This window comes from Butyrivibrio sp. CB08, assembly GCF_003625485.1.
Lineage (GTDB): Bacteria > Bacillota > Clostridia > Lachnospirales > Lachnospiraceae > Butyrivibrio.
Window position 1 is genome coordinate 321,074 of record NZ_RAIR01000003.1, and the last position, 14,764, is coordinate 335,837.

The 14,764-nt window shown below is 46.1% G+C and carries 9 protein-coding genes; all 9 read left to right on the top strand.

What is annotated here, in order from left to right; translation table 11 throughout:
• The first annotated feature begins 1 nt into the window (after position 1).
• A complete protein-coding gene (locus D6855_RS07780; protein WP_120739705.1) occupies positions 2-2,452 on the top strand; it encodes a LuxR C-terminal-related transcriptional regulator in 2,451 nt (816 codons plus the stop codon).
• A gap of 195 nt (positions 2,453-2,647) precedes the next feature.
• Positions 2,648-4,861: a hypothetical protein gene (locus tag D6855_RS07785; protein ID WP_120739707.1), complete on the top strand. Its 2,214-nt coding sequence runs from the start codon at positions 2,648-2,650 to the stop codon at positions 4,859-4,861.
• Between the two features lie 230 nt (positions 4,862-5,091).
• Complete coding sequence (locus tag D6855_RS07790) at positions 5,092-7,494, top strand: GH36-type glycosyl hydrolase domain-containing protein (protein WP_120739709.1); 2,403 nt, start codon at positions 5,092-5,094, stop codon at positions 7,492-7,494.
• 13 nt (positions 7,495-7,507) lie between these two features.
• Entirely contained in the window at positions 7,508-8,929 is a 1,422-nt protein-coding gene (locus D6855_RS07795) for a phosphoglucomutase/phosphomannomutase family protein (RefSeq protein WP_120739711.1), read from the top strand.
• Positions 8,926-10,659, top strand: coding sequence for a sensor histidine kinase (locus D6855_RS07800; protein WP_120739713.1), 1,734 nt, complete (start codon positions 8,926-8,928; stop codon positions 10,657-10,659). The genes D6855_RS07795 and D6855_RS07800 overlap by 4 nt, the downstream gene beginning before the upstream one ends.
• A 108-nt stretch (positions 10,660-10,767) precedes the next feature.
• Positions 10,768-12,162 (top strand): ABC transporter substrate-binding protein, encoded by a 1,395-nt coding sequence (locus D6855_RS07805; protein ID WP_120739849.1) that lies wholly within the window; start codon positions 10,768-10,770, stop codon positions 12,160-12,162.
• A 114-nt stretch (positions 12,163-12,276) separates the two neighbouring features.
• Positions 12,277-13,164: a carbohydrate ABC transporter permease gene (locus tag D6855_RS07810; RefSeq protein ID WP_120739715.1), complete on the top strand. Its 888-nt coding sequence runs from the start codon at positions 12,277-12,279 to the stop codon at positions 13,162-13,164.
• A 1-nt stretch (position 13,165) separates the two neighbouring features.
• Positions 13,166-14,017: a carbohydrate ABC transporter permease gene (locus D6855_RS07815; protein ID WP_120739717.1), complete on the top strand. Its 852-nt coding sequence runs from the start codon at positions 13,166-13,168 to the stop codon at positions 14,015-14,017.
• A 3-nt stretch (positions 14,018-14,020) separates the two neighbouring features.
• On the top strand, positions 14,021-14,764 hold the full coding sequence (locus D6855_RS07820) for a response regulator transcription factor (RefSeq protein WP_120739719.1): 744 nt from the start codon (positions 14,021-14,023) through the stop codon (positions 14,762-14,764).

Consider the following 14,764-nt stretch of genomic DNA (forward strand, 5'->3'; position numbering starts at 1 on the left):
TATGAGTAAAGTAACCAAGTTAAATGTGGAGTATTTCTCCGACTCCCTTAAGGACAAACTTGAGGAAATCAGTAATTTCCCATGTACACTTATAGAAGCGGCTTCTGGTTTTGGCAAGACCACAGCTGTTAACTTCTTTTTGTCCAAAAAGGTGGAGGAAGGCTGCAGGGTACTGACTTACAGATTCCTTCCTGAGAACTCCATGGAGACATCCTGGTTTGAACTGTCTGAAGTACTTGGTGAGCTTGGGTCTGCTGATATTACGAAGATCAGGTCGGTAGGAATACCGGGAGAGGATTCACTTCCGGACATTCGTCGCATAATCCACGATTACAAAGGTGATGCTCGGGAGACTTATCTTTTCATGGACGACTACCAGGAGTGGAAGTGCGACTATGCAGTAGAGATAATAGGAATCCTGTCCACACACCAGGCTGACAATCTTCATATAATAATCGCGTCGCACCCCTTCAACGGGGACCAGCGCACCAAGCTTATTCCTTCTAATAGAATGTATCAACTCAATGAATACGATCTTGTCTTTAGCAGAGATGACATCCGCGCATATTATAAGAAAGCGGGCATAAATGCTACTGAGAGCCAGATCGATGAAGTCATGGAATTGACCGGGGGTTGGATCATGGCTATCTACCTGCAATTGGGCACCTTTGTAAAAAGAGGGGGATTCATCCATGCAGGCTTGAGCGTCCTTATGAAAAAAGCTGTCTGGAACAACCTGGAATCCGAACAAAAAGAAACTCTACTAAAGCTGTCGGTTCTACCGAGTTTTAATTTAAAACAGGCTGCCACCATATCTGGCAAGCCAAAGAGTGTTTTGGAAAAGAGCTTTCGTGAGAAACGCTACTTTATCCAGTATTCTCCACAGGAAGGCAGATACTACCTTCATACCCAGCTAAAACTCTTTTTAAACAGCCAGTTTGAGCTGCTTTCAGATGATGAGAAAAAAGAAGTCTACCATACTGCAGGACAGATCAGCTGGGAGGCGGGAGATCACAAAAGAGCAATCAGATTTTTGTATCTGTCTGGACAATGGGATAAGATATACGAGCTTCCGCTCGATATACATGACTTTGCCTCTGTCAATGAGGACTATGTTGTTCCGATGATCGTCGATATTATGGAACACTCCGACAGGGAACTTATGTATAAATACCCCATGGTTCCTATCTGCATGATGTTCGTGGTGTTTATGATGGGAGAGAATGATATAGTCATGCGGTTTTCTCCTATGCTGCGCGAGAATATCGCAAAGAGCGATCTTTCTGATAAGGAAAAGGATGTCCTTCAGGGAGAAATGGAGCTGATGCTGTCATTTCTTTTGTTCAATAAGCTGGATGCCATCACTGTCCACCACAAAAGAGCATGGAAACTGATGAAGGGCCCTTCAAAGCTGTTCAATCCTAGGTGCTCCTGGGCCTTTGGAAGCCCTTCGGTGCTCTATCTGTACTGGCGTGAAAGCGGGAAGCTCTCTGAAGAACTTACCCAGCTTGATGACTGTATGGCAGTGTACACAAAGCTCTCAGGAAACAATGGTATCGGCGGTGATATCATTATGCGTGCTGAAGCAGACCTTAACAGCGGTAATTATGAAAAAGCCGAGATCGGAGCGTATAAAGCTCTCTTTGAGGCCGAGAGTAATGGTCAGACTGCAGTTGAGGTATGCGGAGCGCTGGTTCTTGCCAGAGTCGCTCTGCTGACCGGTAAAGAGGAACTGTTTAAGGAGGCTGAGACCAGGCTTAAGCTGTTATCCAGCATAGACATTGAGGATCTTAGCCGTTACACCTATGATATGGCGGACGGTTTTATTGGAAGCATCTGTGATGATTATGGTAGAATCAGGCCCTGGCTCTGTGACGGTAAAATAGATGCAGGCCATCTGACTGCCATCACAATGCCTTTTGCATACATTATCTATGGAAGATATCTTTTGGAGAAAAAAGATTACACAAGGCTTCTGGGTGCATCAAATAGAGCTATGAGCCTTTCTTCAGTATTCCCAAATCTGCTTCCGATGCTGTACACAAGAATATACTGCGCTGCAGCGCATGAAGCACTGGGAAATACAAAAGAATCCATGCTGGAGCTCAAGACAGCTCTTGAGATGGGCCTTCCTGATAAAGTATATCTGCCCTTTGCGGAGAACTACCATTCTATTAAGAAGATAATGGCAAGATTCAAGATGGAGCAGCAGGACAGGGATATGATAGAGAAGATGGCAAAAGACCTTGAGGCGGGCCTTGAAACTATCTCTGTTGGCGGACCAAGACTAACGGACAGGGAAAAGGAAGTTTTAGAGCTCATTAAGCAGGGCCTTACCAATGGTGAGATCGCAAAAGAGCAGATGGTTTCCCTTTCAACTGTGAAAAAGCAGGTAAGCTCCATCCTTCTAAAATTTGGTCTTGCAAGTAGAGAACAATTAAAGAATTATTAAGAAATTATAAAAAATGGCCACATTAATGACCACTGACCCATATAGATATTAATGCATTCCCGTTAACATTTTATATAGGGAACGCCCGAAGTATCAAGCCCGAACAAAGAATAACTTTGTTTGGGCTTATTTTTTGGCCTCTTCCCTGAGAGAACCATAAATTTATTTCTTATGAGACAAACGGAGGGATGTGTAATGAGTAACAAGATGCTTACAAAACGTCTGCTGGCAGCGGGAATGTCAGTAGCAATGTCTGCAACATTGTTTGCAACAAATTCGATCACAATTTTCGCTGAAGAAGGCGAAGCGCCGGTGGAGGCTATTGCTGCACCTGCAGATTCTTCAGGTGAGCCTGCAGAATTTAGCTTCCCAGAGCCTGTTCAGTCCAGCGACATTGTAATTGAAGAGAAGGAAAACTGTATTGTTGTAACTACAACTAATACTACTGAATTCTATAATTCTGATATGAACAGCGAGATTGATGGCGAGCAGGCAGATTATTATCTTCCTGTTGATGCTGAAGATACAGCTGGACAGACATTGGATTATACGGATACTTATACTCAGGATTTAGGTGTAACTGAGGTTTCTACAGTCCTTAAGGATTCAAATGGCGATTTCGTTACAGTTCCTAATGAGGACGGCGAAGAAGTAATGCTTAAGCTTGACGAAGATTTTGATATTGATGAGGTTGAGCCAGTTCTTGTAGTTGAGAATAATGATGGAGAACTTGAAATAGTAGAAGATGAAGAGAATGTTTTCTATGGTTATTTTGATGCAGATGGCAATTTTGTTGAGGATGAGAACGGAGAGGCTTACTTCTTAACAAGTAGTGATAATTATGAGCTTCTTGGAAGTGCTTATACAACAATAGTAGATGGTGAAAAGGTTATCCTTGACGAGGAGATCTATAAGGCTCTTAAGGGTGAGGATTCTATCTATTCAGCTGAGAAGCAGTATGACTATACTACTAGCCATTATGATCATCGGCAGCACAAGTGGGTTGATGAGACTAATGCCTACTCAGCTGAAGATTTAGCTGAGAAAAGAGATGTAATTGAAGTTGATGATGAAAGATGGAATTATACATTAGCTAGAGATGATACAAGAACATACTTATACGAACCTGTTGAGTACTTTAAGGCTGTTGTAGGTTCTAAGATTGGCAACACTACATATGCTAGATTCTACTTTGTTGGAAACGATGGAAAGACATATTATAACGAAAAGGCTGTAAATGGAAGAGGTTTAAAGAAAGGCGATACTATTTCGCTTGATGACAGAAATAAAAATGATTTTGTAACTTGGAACTCATCAACGTATGCGACAACAGAGACTGTTTATATCAGAGTTTTTGATAAAGACGGAAACCTGATGTTTGAATGTGATAAGACAGCCTATGATAACCTTAAGTCTGAGAACTTTGTAAAGGTTGCTGGTGAAAAGATTGCAGTAGAAGATAAGAAGGGAAATACTGTTCTTCTTGATGTAGATGATTATACTGAGACATTCAGAGTAGATAAGACTGTCAATGTTACTAATGTATATTACTATACAGTACAGGATAAGTATGAGAAGGATCCTATGACTGTAGACATCGAGACAGAAGATAAGAACTATCAGCTTTCAGTTAATTTCTGGGAGAACAACCGTATCGGTGCACAGAGTGTTGAAGTAACAGATATGCATGATGGAACATTTAATGTAAGAGTTAACTTTGCATACGCTGCATATAGATATGATTGGTACTGGAATGCATATGTACCTACCACTATGGAGGCATTTGAAGACTTTACAGTAGCTGAAAGTGAATTTGGCCAGGATGGCACAGCAAAGTTGCAGATCAAGTATACTCCTTCTTTCGACGGAGTTGCTAAATACTATGTAAGAGAGGTACTTTCTGCTACAGGTCTTAATGATCAGAGAGTAACTGGCGATCTTGTAAGAATTTCATTAGCTGAAGTGAGAGATGGTGATTTTGCTCAGTTTGGTGACTTGGTATTATTTGATGAAGAAATGCCTACTTACGTAGGTGGCGCTGAGACAGATTATCAACCAGGTTGGATTTGGCCAATTTATCCAGGCTTCAGATATAGTGTAAACCTTGGTGAGCCTGAGACAAAGACAACTAACAACGATCAGCCAGCTCCTCCAAGCGACAACAGATCATATCCACCTCGTGATCCTGATGCTGACAGCCCAGTTATCTCACTTTTAGCAGCACCAGCAGCAGGCCAGGTACTTGGTGAGCAGAGACCACTTGCAGCTGATGGCGCAGCAGTTCTTGGCGCTAGCAGAGCACGCGGAACAGCTGATGAGACTACAGCTCCTATCGCAAGAGTACTTGTTATGGCAGCAGTAGCAGCTACAGCACTTTTCCTTACAAGAAAGAGAGAGGAAAACAACTAATATAGCGGGAGATCATGAGTAAAGCCAATCCTTTACGAATGATAAAATAATTTATGGTTAAGGCGGGACTTCAAAGTCCCGCCTTCTCTCGATTAATACGGAAATGTCTGTTTTTGACTTTGTTTGTTTATTACGCCAAAAACAGACATTCTTTTTATCTCCAGATTTTTTAAACTAAAAGCATAGAACAAAAACCGTGCAAACTTTAGAGAAGATGATGGGGAGAAGATATGAAATACGGATACTTTGACAGGGACAACGACGAGTATGTAATAGACAGGGTGGACATTCCCACCTCATGGACCAACTACCTTGGAGTGGAGGATATGTGTGCGGTGGTCAATCACACTGCGGGGGGATATCTCTTTTACCGCTCTCCTGAGTACCACAGGATCACAAGGTTTAGGGGCAATGCGGTTCCCATGGACAGACCAGGTGACTATGTGTACATAAGAGACAGGGAGGATGGAGACTTCTTTTCAATCTCCTGGCAGCCGGTGGGTAAGCCCCTTGATAAGGCCCGCTACATCTGCCGCCATGGAATGAGTGTCACCACCTATGAGTGCGACTATAACGGCATTCACGCAAGCCAGAAGATGAGCATTCCTCTTGGTGACAACGCGCTTGTATGGGACGTTAATATCACCAACACCTCAGACAGGAAGAGGGAGCTTGATGTGTTTACCTATGCCGAGTTCTCTTTTCACCATGTGATGATAGATAATCAGAACTTCCAGATGAGCCTGTACTGTGCAGGGTCAGAGTATCAGGACGGAGCCATTGTTCACGATTTGTACTACGAGGAGGAAGGTTACCAGTACTTTACGGCAAACTTTGAGCCAGACGGCTATGAGTGCTTAAGAGATCAGTTTATCGGCACCTACAACACAGAGACTAACCCAAAGGCGGTTATCGAGGGCAGGCTTTCTGGCGGATGCGAAAAGGGCGGCAATCACTGTGCATCCCTTCAGAAGGCTCTGGTGCTGGAGCCTGGTCAGAGCGCGAGACTTCTCTTTTTCCTTGGAGAGGGTTCTTATAAGGAGGCAAAAGAGATCCGGGAGAAATACGCTGACCCGGCTGCCCTTGATAGAGCTTACGACGCTCTTAAGGCTTTTTGGAAGAATAAGCAGGACAGCTTTAGGGTTTCATCACCTGAGGCTGGCGTAGATACCATGATAAACACCTGGACGCTGTACCAGTCAGAGATAAACGTTATGTTTTCGAGGTTTGCTTCCTTCATCGAGGTTGGAGGAAGGACTGGCCTTGGCTACAGGGATACAGCCCAGGATGCCATGACAGTTATCCCGTCAAATCCTGCAGGATGCAAAAAGAGGATCGTGGAGCTGCTTCGTGCCCTGACCACATGGGGATACGGAATCCATCTCTTCGAGCCAAGGTGGTTTGCGCCGGAGGATGAGAAGGAAAATAAGAAAAAACCTTTCAAGTCACCAACTGTTATCCCTGAGCCTGAAGGCTCATCCAAGGTCCACACAATTGCTGATGCCTGCGCGGACGATGCTCTGTGGCTGGTTCCAACCATCACTGAGTATGTGAAGGAAACAGGAGATGCGGGATTCCTTGGAGAGAAGTACGGATATGCTGACGGAGGCTGCGGAACAGTCTACGACCACATGAAGAAGATCGTGGAGTTCTCCATCAAGGAGGTTGGAAGCCACGGAATATGCAAGGGCCTTCGGGCAGACTGGAACGACTGTTTAAACCTCGGAGGCGGAGAGAGTGCACTGGTGTCATTTCTTTTGTACAAGGCTCTCACCTGCATGATAGAAATAAGCGATTACCTGGGACTTGATGAAGAAAGGGACAGGTATGTTGATAAACTGAATGAACTTCAGGACGGCCTTGATAAGGTTCTCTGGGATGGAGACTGGTACCTTAGAGGCTTTACCAAAAACGGAAGAAAGATTGGCTCAAAAGAGAACAAGGAGGGCAAGATCCACCTTGAATCCAACGCATGGGCAGTTCTGTCAGGAGCAGCAAACGAGGATAGGAGCAGGAAGACTCTGGATTCCATCTATGAGCACCTCTTTACACCGTTCGGGATAATGCTTAATGGCCCTGCTTACACTGAGCCGGATGACGACATCGGATTTGTTGCCAGGGTTTACCCGGGACTTAAGGAGAACGCAAGTATCTTTTCTCATCCGAATCCATGGGTGTGGTCAGCTGAGTGCAGAGTGGGAAATGGCAACAGGGCCTTTGAGTACTACAAGAGCCTATGCCCATACTACCAGAACGACAAGATCGAGATAAGGCAGGCTGAGCCCTATTCCTACTGCCAGTTCATATCAGGCAAGGACCACACAACCTACGGAAGGGCACATCACCCATTCATGACAGGCTCCGGCGGCTGGGCGTACTTTGCAGTAACTCATTATCTTCTGGGACTTCGCCCGGAGTTTGACGAGCTGGTGGTGGACCCCTGCATCCCTGCAGCATGGGACGGATTTAACGTTAAGAGGCGCTTTAGGGGTGACATCTACAACGTAACAGTTGAAAACCCAGCTCACGTTCAGAAGGGCGTAAAAGAGATCTGGATTGACGGCAGGATAACAGACAGGATAAAAGCTATAGGAGATGGAAAAGAGCACGAAGTAAGAGTTGTAATGGGATGAGGGGGAATAAGAGATGATCAGATTTGGAACAGGTGGATGGCGAGCAGTTATCGGCGATGAGTTCACCAAGGAAAACGTGCAGATATTATCCCAGGCTATGGCCTCCAAGATGAAGGCGGAGCACCTGGAGGAATATGGAATAGTCCTTGGGTACGACAGAAGGTTTTTATCAAAGGAAGCCATGCAGTGGGCTGCGGTGGTGTTTGCAGCTAATGGCATCAAGGCCAGCCTTATAAACAAGTCAAGCCCTACGCCCCTTGTTATGTTCTACGTTATGAAGCACGACCTTCCCTATGGAATGATGGTTACAGCAAGCCACAACCCGGCCATTTACAACGGCATCAAGCTCTTTACAAGAGAAGGAAGGGATGCGGATGAGACCGTCACTGCAGATGTGGAGCGCTACATCGAGGATGTGGCTCTTCCCGTTAAGAGCATGGACTATGAGGATGCCAAGGCCCAGGGCCTTATCATCGAGTTCTATCCTATAAACGAATACATCGACAATATCCTGGACAGGGTAAATGTAGAAGCCATCAAGGCAGCAGGCCTTAGGGTTGCTCTTGATCCAATGTACGGCGTTAGCGAGACCGCCATCAAGACCATCCTTCTTACAGCGAGATGCGAGATGGAGACCATCCACAGCCGACACGACACTCTCTTTGGAGGCAAGCTCCCTGCTCCAAACGAAGGAGCCATGTCACCGCTTATGACCTGCGTCAAGGACTACCACTGCGACATCGGAATCGCCACAGATGGAGATGCCGACAGGATCGGAGTTGTGGACGACAAGGGAAGATATCTTTCTCCTAACGATATACTGGTGCTGTTGTACTACTATCTTGTTAAGTACAGAAAAGAGCACGGCCCGGTGGTAAGAAACCTTTGTACCACTCATATGCTGGACCGGATCGCTGAGCGTTTCGGGGAAGAATGCTACGAAGTCCCTGTAGGATTTAAGCACATCTCAGCAGGCATCACAGAGCACGATGCACTTATCGGCGGCGAGTCCTCAGGTGGTCTTACTGTAAGAGGCCATATAAATGGAAAAGATGGTGTTTATGCAGCAGCTCTTTTGGTAGAGATGCTTGCAGTTACAGGTCGCAGGATATCTGAGATCTACGACGATATAAGGCAGGAATTTGGCACCTTCTATATGGTGGAAAAGAACTTCACCTTTAAGGCAGCTAAGAAGCCTGAATACAAAAAGATCCTCATGGAGGACAAGCTCCTTCCTGAGTTCCCCATAGAGATCCAAAGGACTTCCTATATGGATGGTTGTAAGGTATACTTTAAAAATGGAGGATGGGTGTGCGCAAGGTTTTCCGGCACTGAGCCCCTTCTTCGAATCTTTTGCGAGATGGATGACCATGATCTGGCGGAGGATATCTGCAGGATCTTTAGAGATTTCTTGGGGTTAGAGGTAGAGCAATGAAGCGCAGAAACACACTGAAATGGCAGATGCTAAGGCTCATGGCGATAGGGTGGTTTGTTCCCCTTACAGCTATAGTGCTGCTGTTTCTGTTGGTGGTATCTGGCAGGATCGATCGCCAGAGTGAGCGCATAATCACAACATCAATGGAAAAGGCGGCGGAGATCAGTATCCTCCGCCTTTCTGACTGTATAGATGCATCCAAGGACGCGTCTTATCTTCCGTATATAGGAGATGCCTGGGCGGAGTACCAGAGCAGTGGGGACTCAGGCAGACTCTATAACGACGTCACGAATTTCCTTTCAGCGCAGTACAAATATAATCCTAGCTTTGATATCACGGCCCTTATTTTCGTGGATGAGCCCGATACTATCTACTACACAGGTAATACCACCGGAAGGGGAAGTGTATCAAGGATCAGGTTTTTCAAGGACCAGGTTCAGGGAAAGGCTATAGAGCTGTCCGAGGAACTTGATACCCGCACAGAGTTCTTTTCCATGGGCGGTCATGTGTATATGATCAGAAACCTCATGGGTAGGGGATTTAAGAGATATGCGGTCCTTATCATGGAGCTGAACCCGGAGGAAGTCTTTGAGAGCATAAAGAGTGTCTGGGAGTACCGGGGTATGAGCGTCTCCTTCGAGGGGCAGCAGCTCTGGAGCGAGGGAGATGTTCCGGAAACAATTGACCAGGCCGCAAGGAACGACGAAGTTGTCATGAAGAGCATCGCGGGAAAAGAGATGGTCCTGTGCTCTAAAAAGAGCGTCGACGGAAGCTTTAACTACGCCGTGTCCTACGACGCCACAGCTGTGAACCTGGAAAAGAGGACAATCACCGTTACCTTCTGTATCCTTCTGGTGTTCCTGATCCCGCTTATCTTTATGGTCATGTACTTCTTTAACAGAAAGATCACAGCCCCAATCTCTGAGCTTACGGACGTATCCAAGCAGATTGCTGACGGCAACTACGGTGTAACGGCAAAGGTTAGGGAAGAGAACGGCGAGATCACAGATCTGTCCAGGAACTTCAACAAGATGAGCGACAAGCTCTCAGAGCAATTCAACAAGATATTTGTCGAGGAGATCGCCCTTAGGGACGCCAACATCCATGCGCTGCAGTCCCAGATCAATCCTCACTTTTTGAATAACACTCTGGAGATTATCAACTGGGAAGCCAGGATGCACGGTGAAGAGAAGGTTAGCAGCATGATCGAGGCTCTGTCAGTTATGATGAGCGCCACCATGGACAGGAACAGGCAGTCCCTCATCACCCTTGAAGAGGAGATGGAGTACGTAAATGCCTATCTCTACATAATAGAGTGCAGGTATCAGGAGAGGTTCACCCACGAGGAGATCATAGACCCGGCCCTTCTTTCGGTGAGGGTTCCGCGCCTCATCATTCAGCCGGTCATCGAGAACGCCGTAGAGTATGGCAACACCGGAGATGACAGGAGACAGATATCCCTTAAGATAGAGGGAACCAGGGACGGAGACAAGGTGGACATGAAGATAATGATCATCAATCCTGGGGAGCCTTCCGAAGAGGATATGGCCAAGATAAAAGAGCTACTGACTGACGATATTGATATAAGGCCAATGGAGGAGCGCTCCACAAGAATTGGCATAAGAAACGTCAACAGGCGACTTAAGATGATCTACGGAGGCGAGAGCCACCTTACGATCGAGCCCGATGGACAAGGAAATACAATCAGCACTATATTTGTCAAGAATTAACAATTTCAGCAATCTGATTAATGGAGCTGTCAGGTTATTCTAGAATCAAGAAAAAACGAAGGTATTTGCACGTGGGGGTTACCCGTGCAGAAGGGAGATTGTATGAAAATGAAAAAACTGACAGCGCTCCTTATGGCAGCGACACTTGCTTCTACATTGTTTGGTTGTGGAAGCGCACCAGCAGCTGAGGCTCCAGCAGAGACTCCAGCAGCTACTGAGAGCGAGGCACCTGAGGCTTCGGAGGCAGCTCCTGCAGCAGAGGCAACTGGCCCTGTAGAGATCACAGTAACAACTACTTTTGCAGGTGAGGACAGTAATGCCCAGAACTACAAGAACGCAGTAGCAGGCTGGGAGGCAGCTACAGGTAACACAGTCAGCGATACATCAGCTACATCTGACGAGACATTCAAGACAAGAATTATCACAGACTTTGAGACAGGTTCAGAGCCTGACGTTCTGTTCTTCTTTAACGGAGCAGATGCCAACGATTTCGTAAACGCTGGCAAGGTTGTTTCAATCGACGATATCAGAGCAGAGTTCCCTGAGTACGCATCAAACATGAACGACGATCTTATCGCAGCATCTCCAGCAGATGGCGTTAAGTATGCAGTTCCTGTTAATGGATACTGGGAAGCAATGTTCGTTAACACCAAGGTTTTAGAGGATGCTGGCGTTGCAATGCCAGGCGCTGATTACACATGGGATCAGTTCCTTGCAGACTGCCAGAAGATCAAGGATGCAGGCTATGCTCCAATCGCAGCAGCACTCGGCAATATTCCTCACTACTGGTGGGAGTTCGCAATCTACAATCAGCAGACACCTGCTGATCACTTAAATATCCCTGGAGCAGCAGATGATGCAACAGGTTCTCAGTGGGTAGCAGGACTTGAGGATATCAAGACTCTCTATGAGGCTGGATACTTCCCAGATAACACACTTTCAGCTACTGACGATGAGACATTCGCTATGTTCACAGACGACAAGGCAGCATTCCTTCTTGATGGTTCATGGAAGGTTGGCGGTATTGTTGGTTCATGCCAGTCAGATCCTGACGATCCAAGCACAATCGACGCTGACAAATTAAGCCACTTTGATGTAACTTACTTCCCTGGAAAGGGCAACAGAAAGACAACAGACCTTGTAGGTGGTCTTTCAATGGGTTACTACATCACAACCAAGGCTTGGGAAGATCCTGACAAGAAGGCAGCAGCAGTTAGCTTTGTTGAGTACATGACAAGTGACGAAGTAGTTCCTATATTTGCACAGCACACAGCTTCAGCTCTTAAGAACGCACCTAAGGTAGACGAGACTCAGTTCAATGCCCTTCAGGTTAAGGCTATGGACATGATGAGTGGTGTTACATCCCTTACAGGCGCTGTACAGGATCTCTTCAACGGAGACTGCAGAGTATCTACATTTGATGGAATGCCTGACATCGTTGTTGGCAACGTATCAGCAGCAGATGCAGTTCAGGAAGGTATCGACGTTTATAATGCTCAGTAATTCGCAGATAGCAAGGCGCATTGTAATGCACTTGTTGCGGATCCAATGAGGGGTTACATTTCGGCCGGCAATACAGCTTGTATTTGCCGGTCGAATTTTAAGAGGGGTTAGGATATGTCTAATATATACAGGAACAAAAAATACGTTCTGTTCTTTCTTGTGCCTGCATTTCTTTTTCTTGTGGTCTATCTATACTATCCATTTCTTGTAAACATATATGGGAGCTTCAGGCAGATCAAGAATCTTGGAACCTATGGCACCAAGTGGAATGAGCCTTTTTACGATAACTACGTCAAGCTGGTGACAGATCCGGTGGTCTGGACATCACTTAAGAACACGGTGCTTATGATAGTCGCAACCATCGTTGGACAGGTGGGAATAGCTCTTTTGCTGGCGCTGCTTGTTGATAACATTGAGAAGGGAACACAGTTCTTCAGGACAGTGTACTTCTTCCCCATCGTTATCTCAGCTACAGCACTGGGACTTCTGTTTAACCTTATATTCCTTTATGATAAGGGAATGTTAAATCAGTTCCTTGAGCTCTTTGGAAAGACCACGCTTACGGACTGGAAGGGCGAGAAGCTTGCGATCTTCACCATGATGCTTCCTGTTGTGTGGCAGTATGTGGGATTTTACTTTGTAATCCTGGAGACGGGACTTAACAACATCTCTCAGGAGCTGTACGAGTCTGCTGCCATCGACGGAGCCACAAGATTCCAGAGGGTTATCTATATCTCGATCCCGCTTCTTAGAAACGTTATCTGCACATGTCTAACTCTTGGCGTAACAGGAGCCCTTAAGGTATTCGATCTTCCATGGACCATGTTCCCCAAGGGAATGCCTCTTAAGGAGACCTTCCTTACAGGAACCTACATGTACTATCAGACCATGGAGGCCAAGAACGTTGACTACGGTGCAACCTTAGCGGTACTTATAGTTGTCCTTGGTGTACTGCTTAGCCGCTTCACCAGGAAGGTGTTTAAAGAAAGCGAGGATTTCTGATATGAAGAGAAATAAACTGGGCCTTGCTGTTCTTTACATCATTTTGGGAGCATGGGCAGCAACTACCATATATCCGCTGTTCTGGGTTTTGGAGAACTCCTTCAAGGCCAAGGACAAGATCCTTAACAACAGTTTTGCACTGCCAGTGGGAGATCTCTTTACCCTGGCTAACTACAAGAGAGCCTTTGACAGGCTGGACATCCTCCATGCTTATGTGAACAGTATCTTTATCTCCGCATGCGTTACCCTGGGAGTTATGATGCTGGCTGGCCTTGCGTCCTTTGCTCTTGTGAGATTTGATTTTAAATTAAAGAAATTCTGCCACACTATGGTCATTGCAGCTATGATGTTTCCAGTATTCTCGACCATCATCCCTGTGTACACCATGGAGACAGGCTGGCACATCACCAACACCTCCAGCTGGATACTGAACATGGTATCAGTTATCCTGCCACAAATAGCAGGTAATATCAGCTTTGCCATTATCGTGCTTATGGGCTATGTGCAGTCACTTCCGCTGGAACTTGAAGAAGCAGCTCATCTCGAAGGCTGCTCAATTCCTCAGATCTTTTTCAGGATCGTGGTACCTTTAGGGAAGCCGTCATTTGTAACGGTTGCCATTTTCTCTTTTCTCTGGAGCTACAACGACCTGTTTACACAGATGTTCTTCCTGCGTCGACCTGAGATGCAGGCTATCACAAGGCTCCTTAACGAGCTGACCTCAAAAGAGGGAACCAACTACGGCCTTATGGCTTCAGCAGTTACTCTGGTAATTATACCGGTAATTGTGGTGTATATTTTCCTGCAGAAGTATATAATTAAAGGGATGACAGCAGGTGCAGTAAAGGGATAACAGATGTACAAAGTCTTGATCGTGGACGATGAGCCCGTAATCGTTGAGGGCCTTAGGAAGATCGTCGACTGGGAAAAATATAACTGCGTGGTGGTTGGCACAGCTTCCTCTGGAAAAGAGGGACTGGAGATGACCGAGAAATTTCAGCCGGACATTCTTTTTACCGATATCAGAATGCCTGGTATGGACGGCCTTACCATGATCGCAGCGCTACGGTCTGAGCACAGCGACATGCAGATCGTGATCCTAACGGGATACAGGGACTTTGACTACGCAAGGACTGCCCTTAACCTTGGTGTGTTCCGCTACCTTGTTAAGCCCTCCAAGATGAAGGAACTTGACGAGGCCATGGAGAGCCTTACCAAAAGGCTTGAAGAGATAGGACAGGCCCAGGAAAAAGAGACTTTACCTGACAATGAGAGTGCCAACAACTTCGTGGTGAAGCAGGCTATCTCATACATCGAGCAGCACTACAAAGAGAAGCTCCAGCTTACGGACGTGGCAGAGAAGGTGTATGTGAGTCACTGGCATCTTAGTAAGCTTTTAAACAGCACGGGCAAGAGCTTTTCAGATGTGCTAAATGAAGTTAGAATAGAAAATGCCAAGAAACTTATGGAGGATTCATCCCTTCATATCGCGGATATCTCTGAGAGAGTGGGCTTTGCTGATACTGCCCATTTCTCAAGGGTGTTCAAGAAGTACGCGGGGATGAGTGCCGGAGAATATAGAAATAAATTCCTGAGGTGA

Excerpts from the sequence above, each read along its gene's own strand:
- D6855_RS07795 (WP_120739711.1), top strand. The coding sequence starts at position 7,508 with ATGATCAGATTTGGAACAGGTGGATGGCGAGCAGTTATCGGCGATGAG.
- D6855_RS07780 (WP_120739705.1), top strand. The coding sequence starts at position 2 with ATGAGTAAAGTAACCAAGTTAAATGTGGAGTATTTCTCCGACTCCCTT.
- D6855_RS07785 (WP_120739707.1), top strand. The coding sequence starts at position 2,648 with ATGAGTAACAAGATGCTTACAAAACGTCTGCTGGCAGCGGGAATGTCA.
- D6855_RS07815 (WP_120739717.1), top strand. The coding sequence starts at position 13,166 with ATGAAGAGAAATAAACTGGGCCTTGCTGTTCTTTACATCATTTTGGGA.
- D6855_RS07800 (WP_120739713.1), top strand. The coding sequence starts at position 8,926 with ATGAAGCGCAGAAACACACTGAAATGGCAGATGCTAAGGCTCATGGCG.
- D6855_RS07790 (WP_120739709.1), top strand. The coding sequence starts at position 5,092 with ATGAAATACGGATACTTTGACAGGGACAACGACGAGTATGTAATAGAC.
- D6855_RS07810 (WP_120739715.1), top strand. The coding sequence starts at position 12,277 with ATGTCTAATATATACAGGAACAAAAAATACGTTCTGTTCTTTCTTGTG.
- D6855_RS07820 (WP_120739719.1), top strand. The coding sequence starts at position 14,021 with ATGTACAAAGTCTTGATCGTGGACGATGAGCCCGTAATCGTTGAGGGC.
- D6855_RS07805 (WP_120739849.1), top strand. The coding sequence starts at position 10,768 with ATGAAAAAACTGACAGCGCTCCTTATGGCAGCGACACTTGCTTCTACA.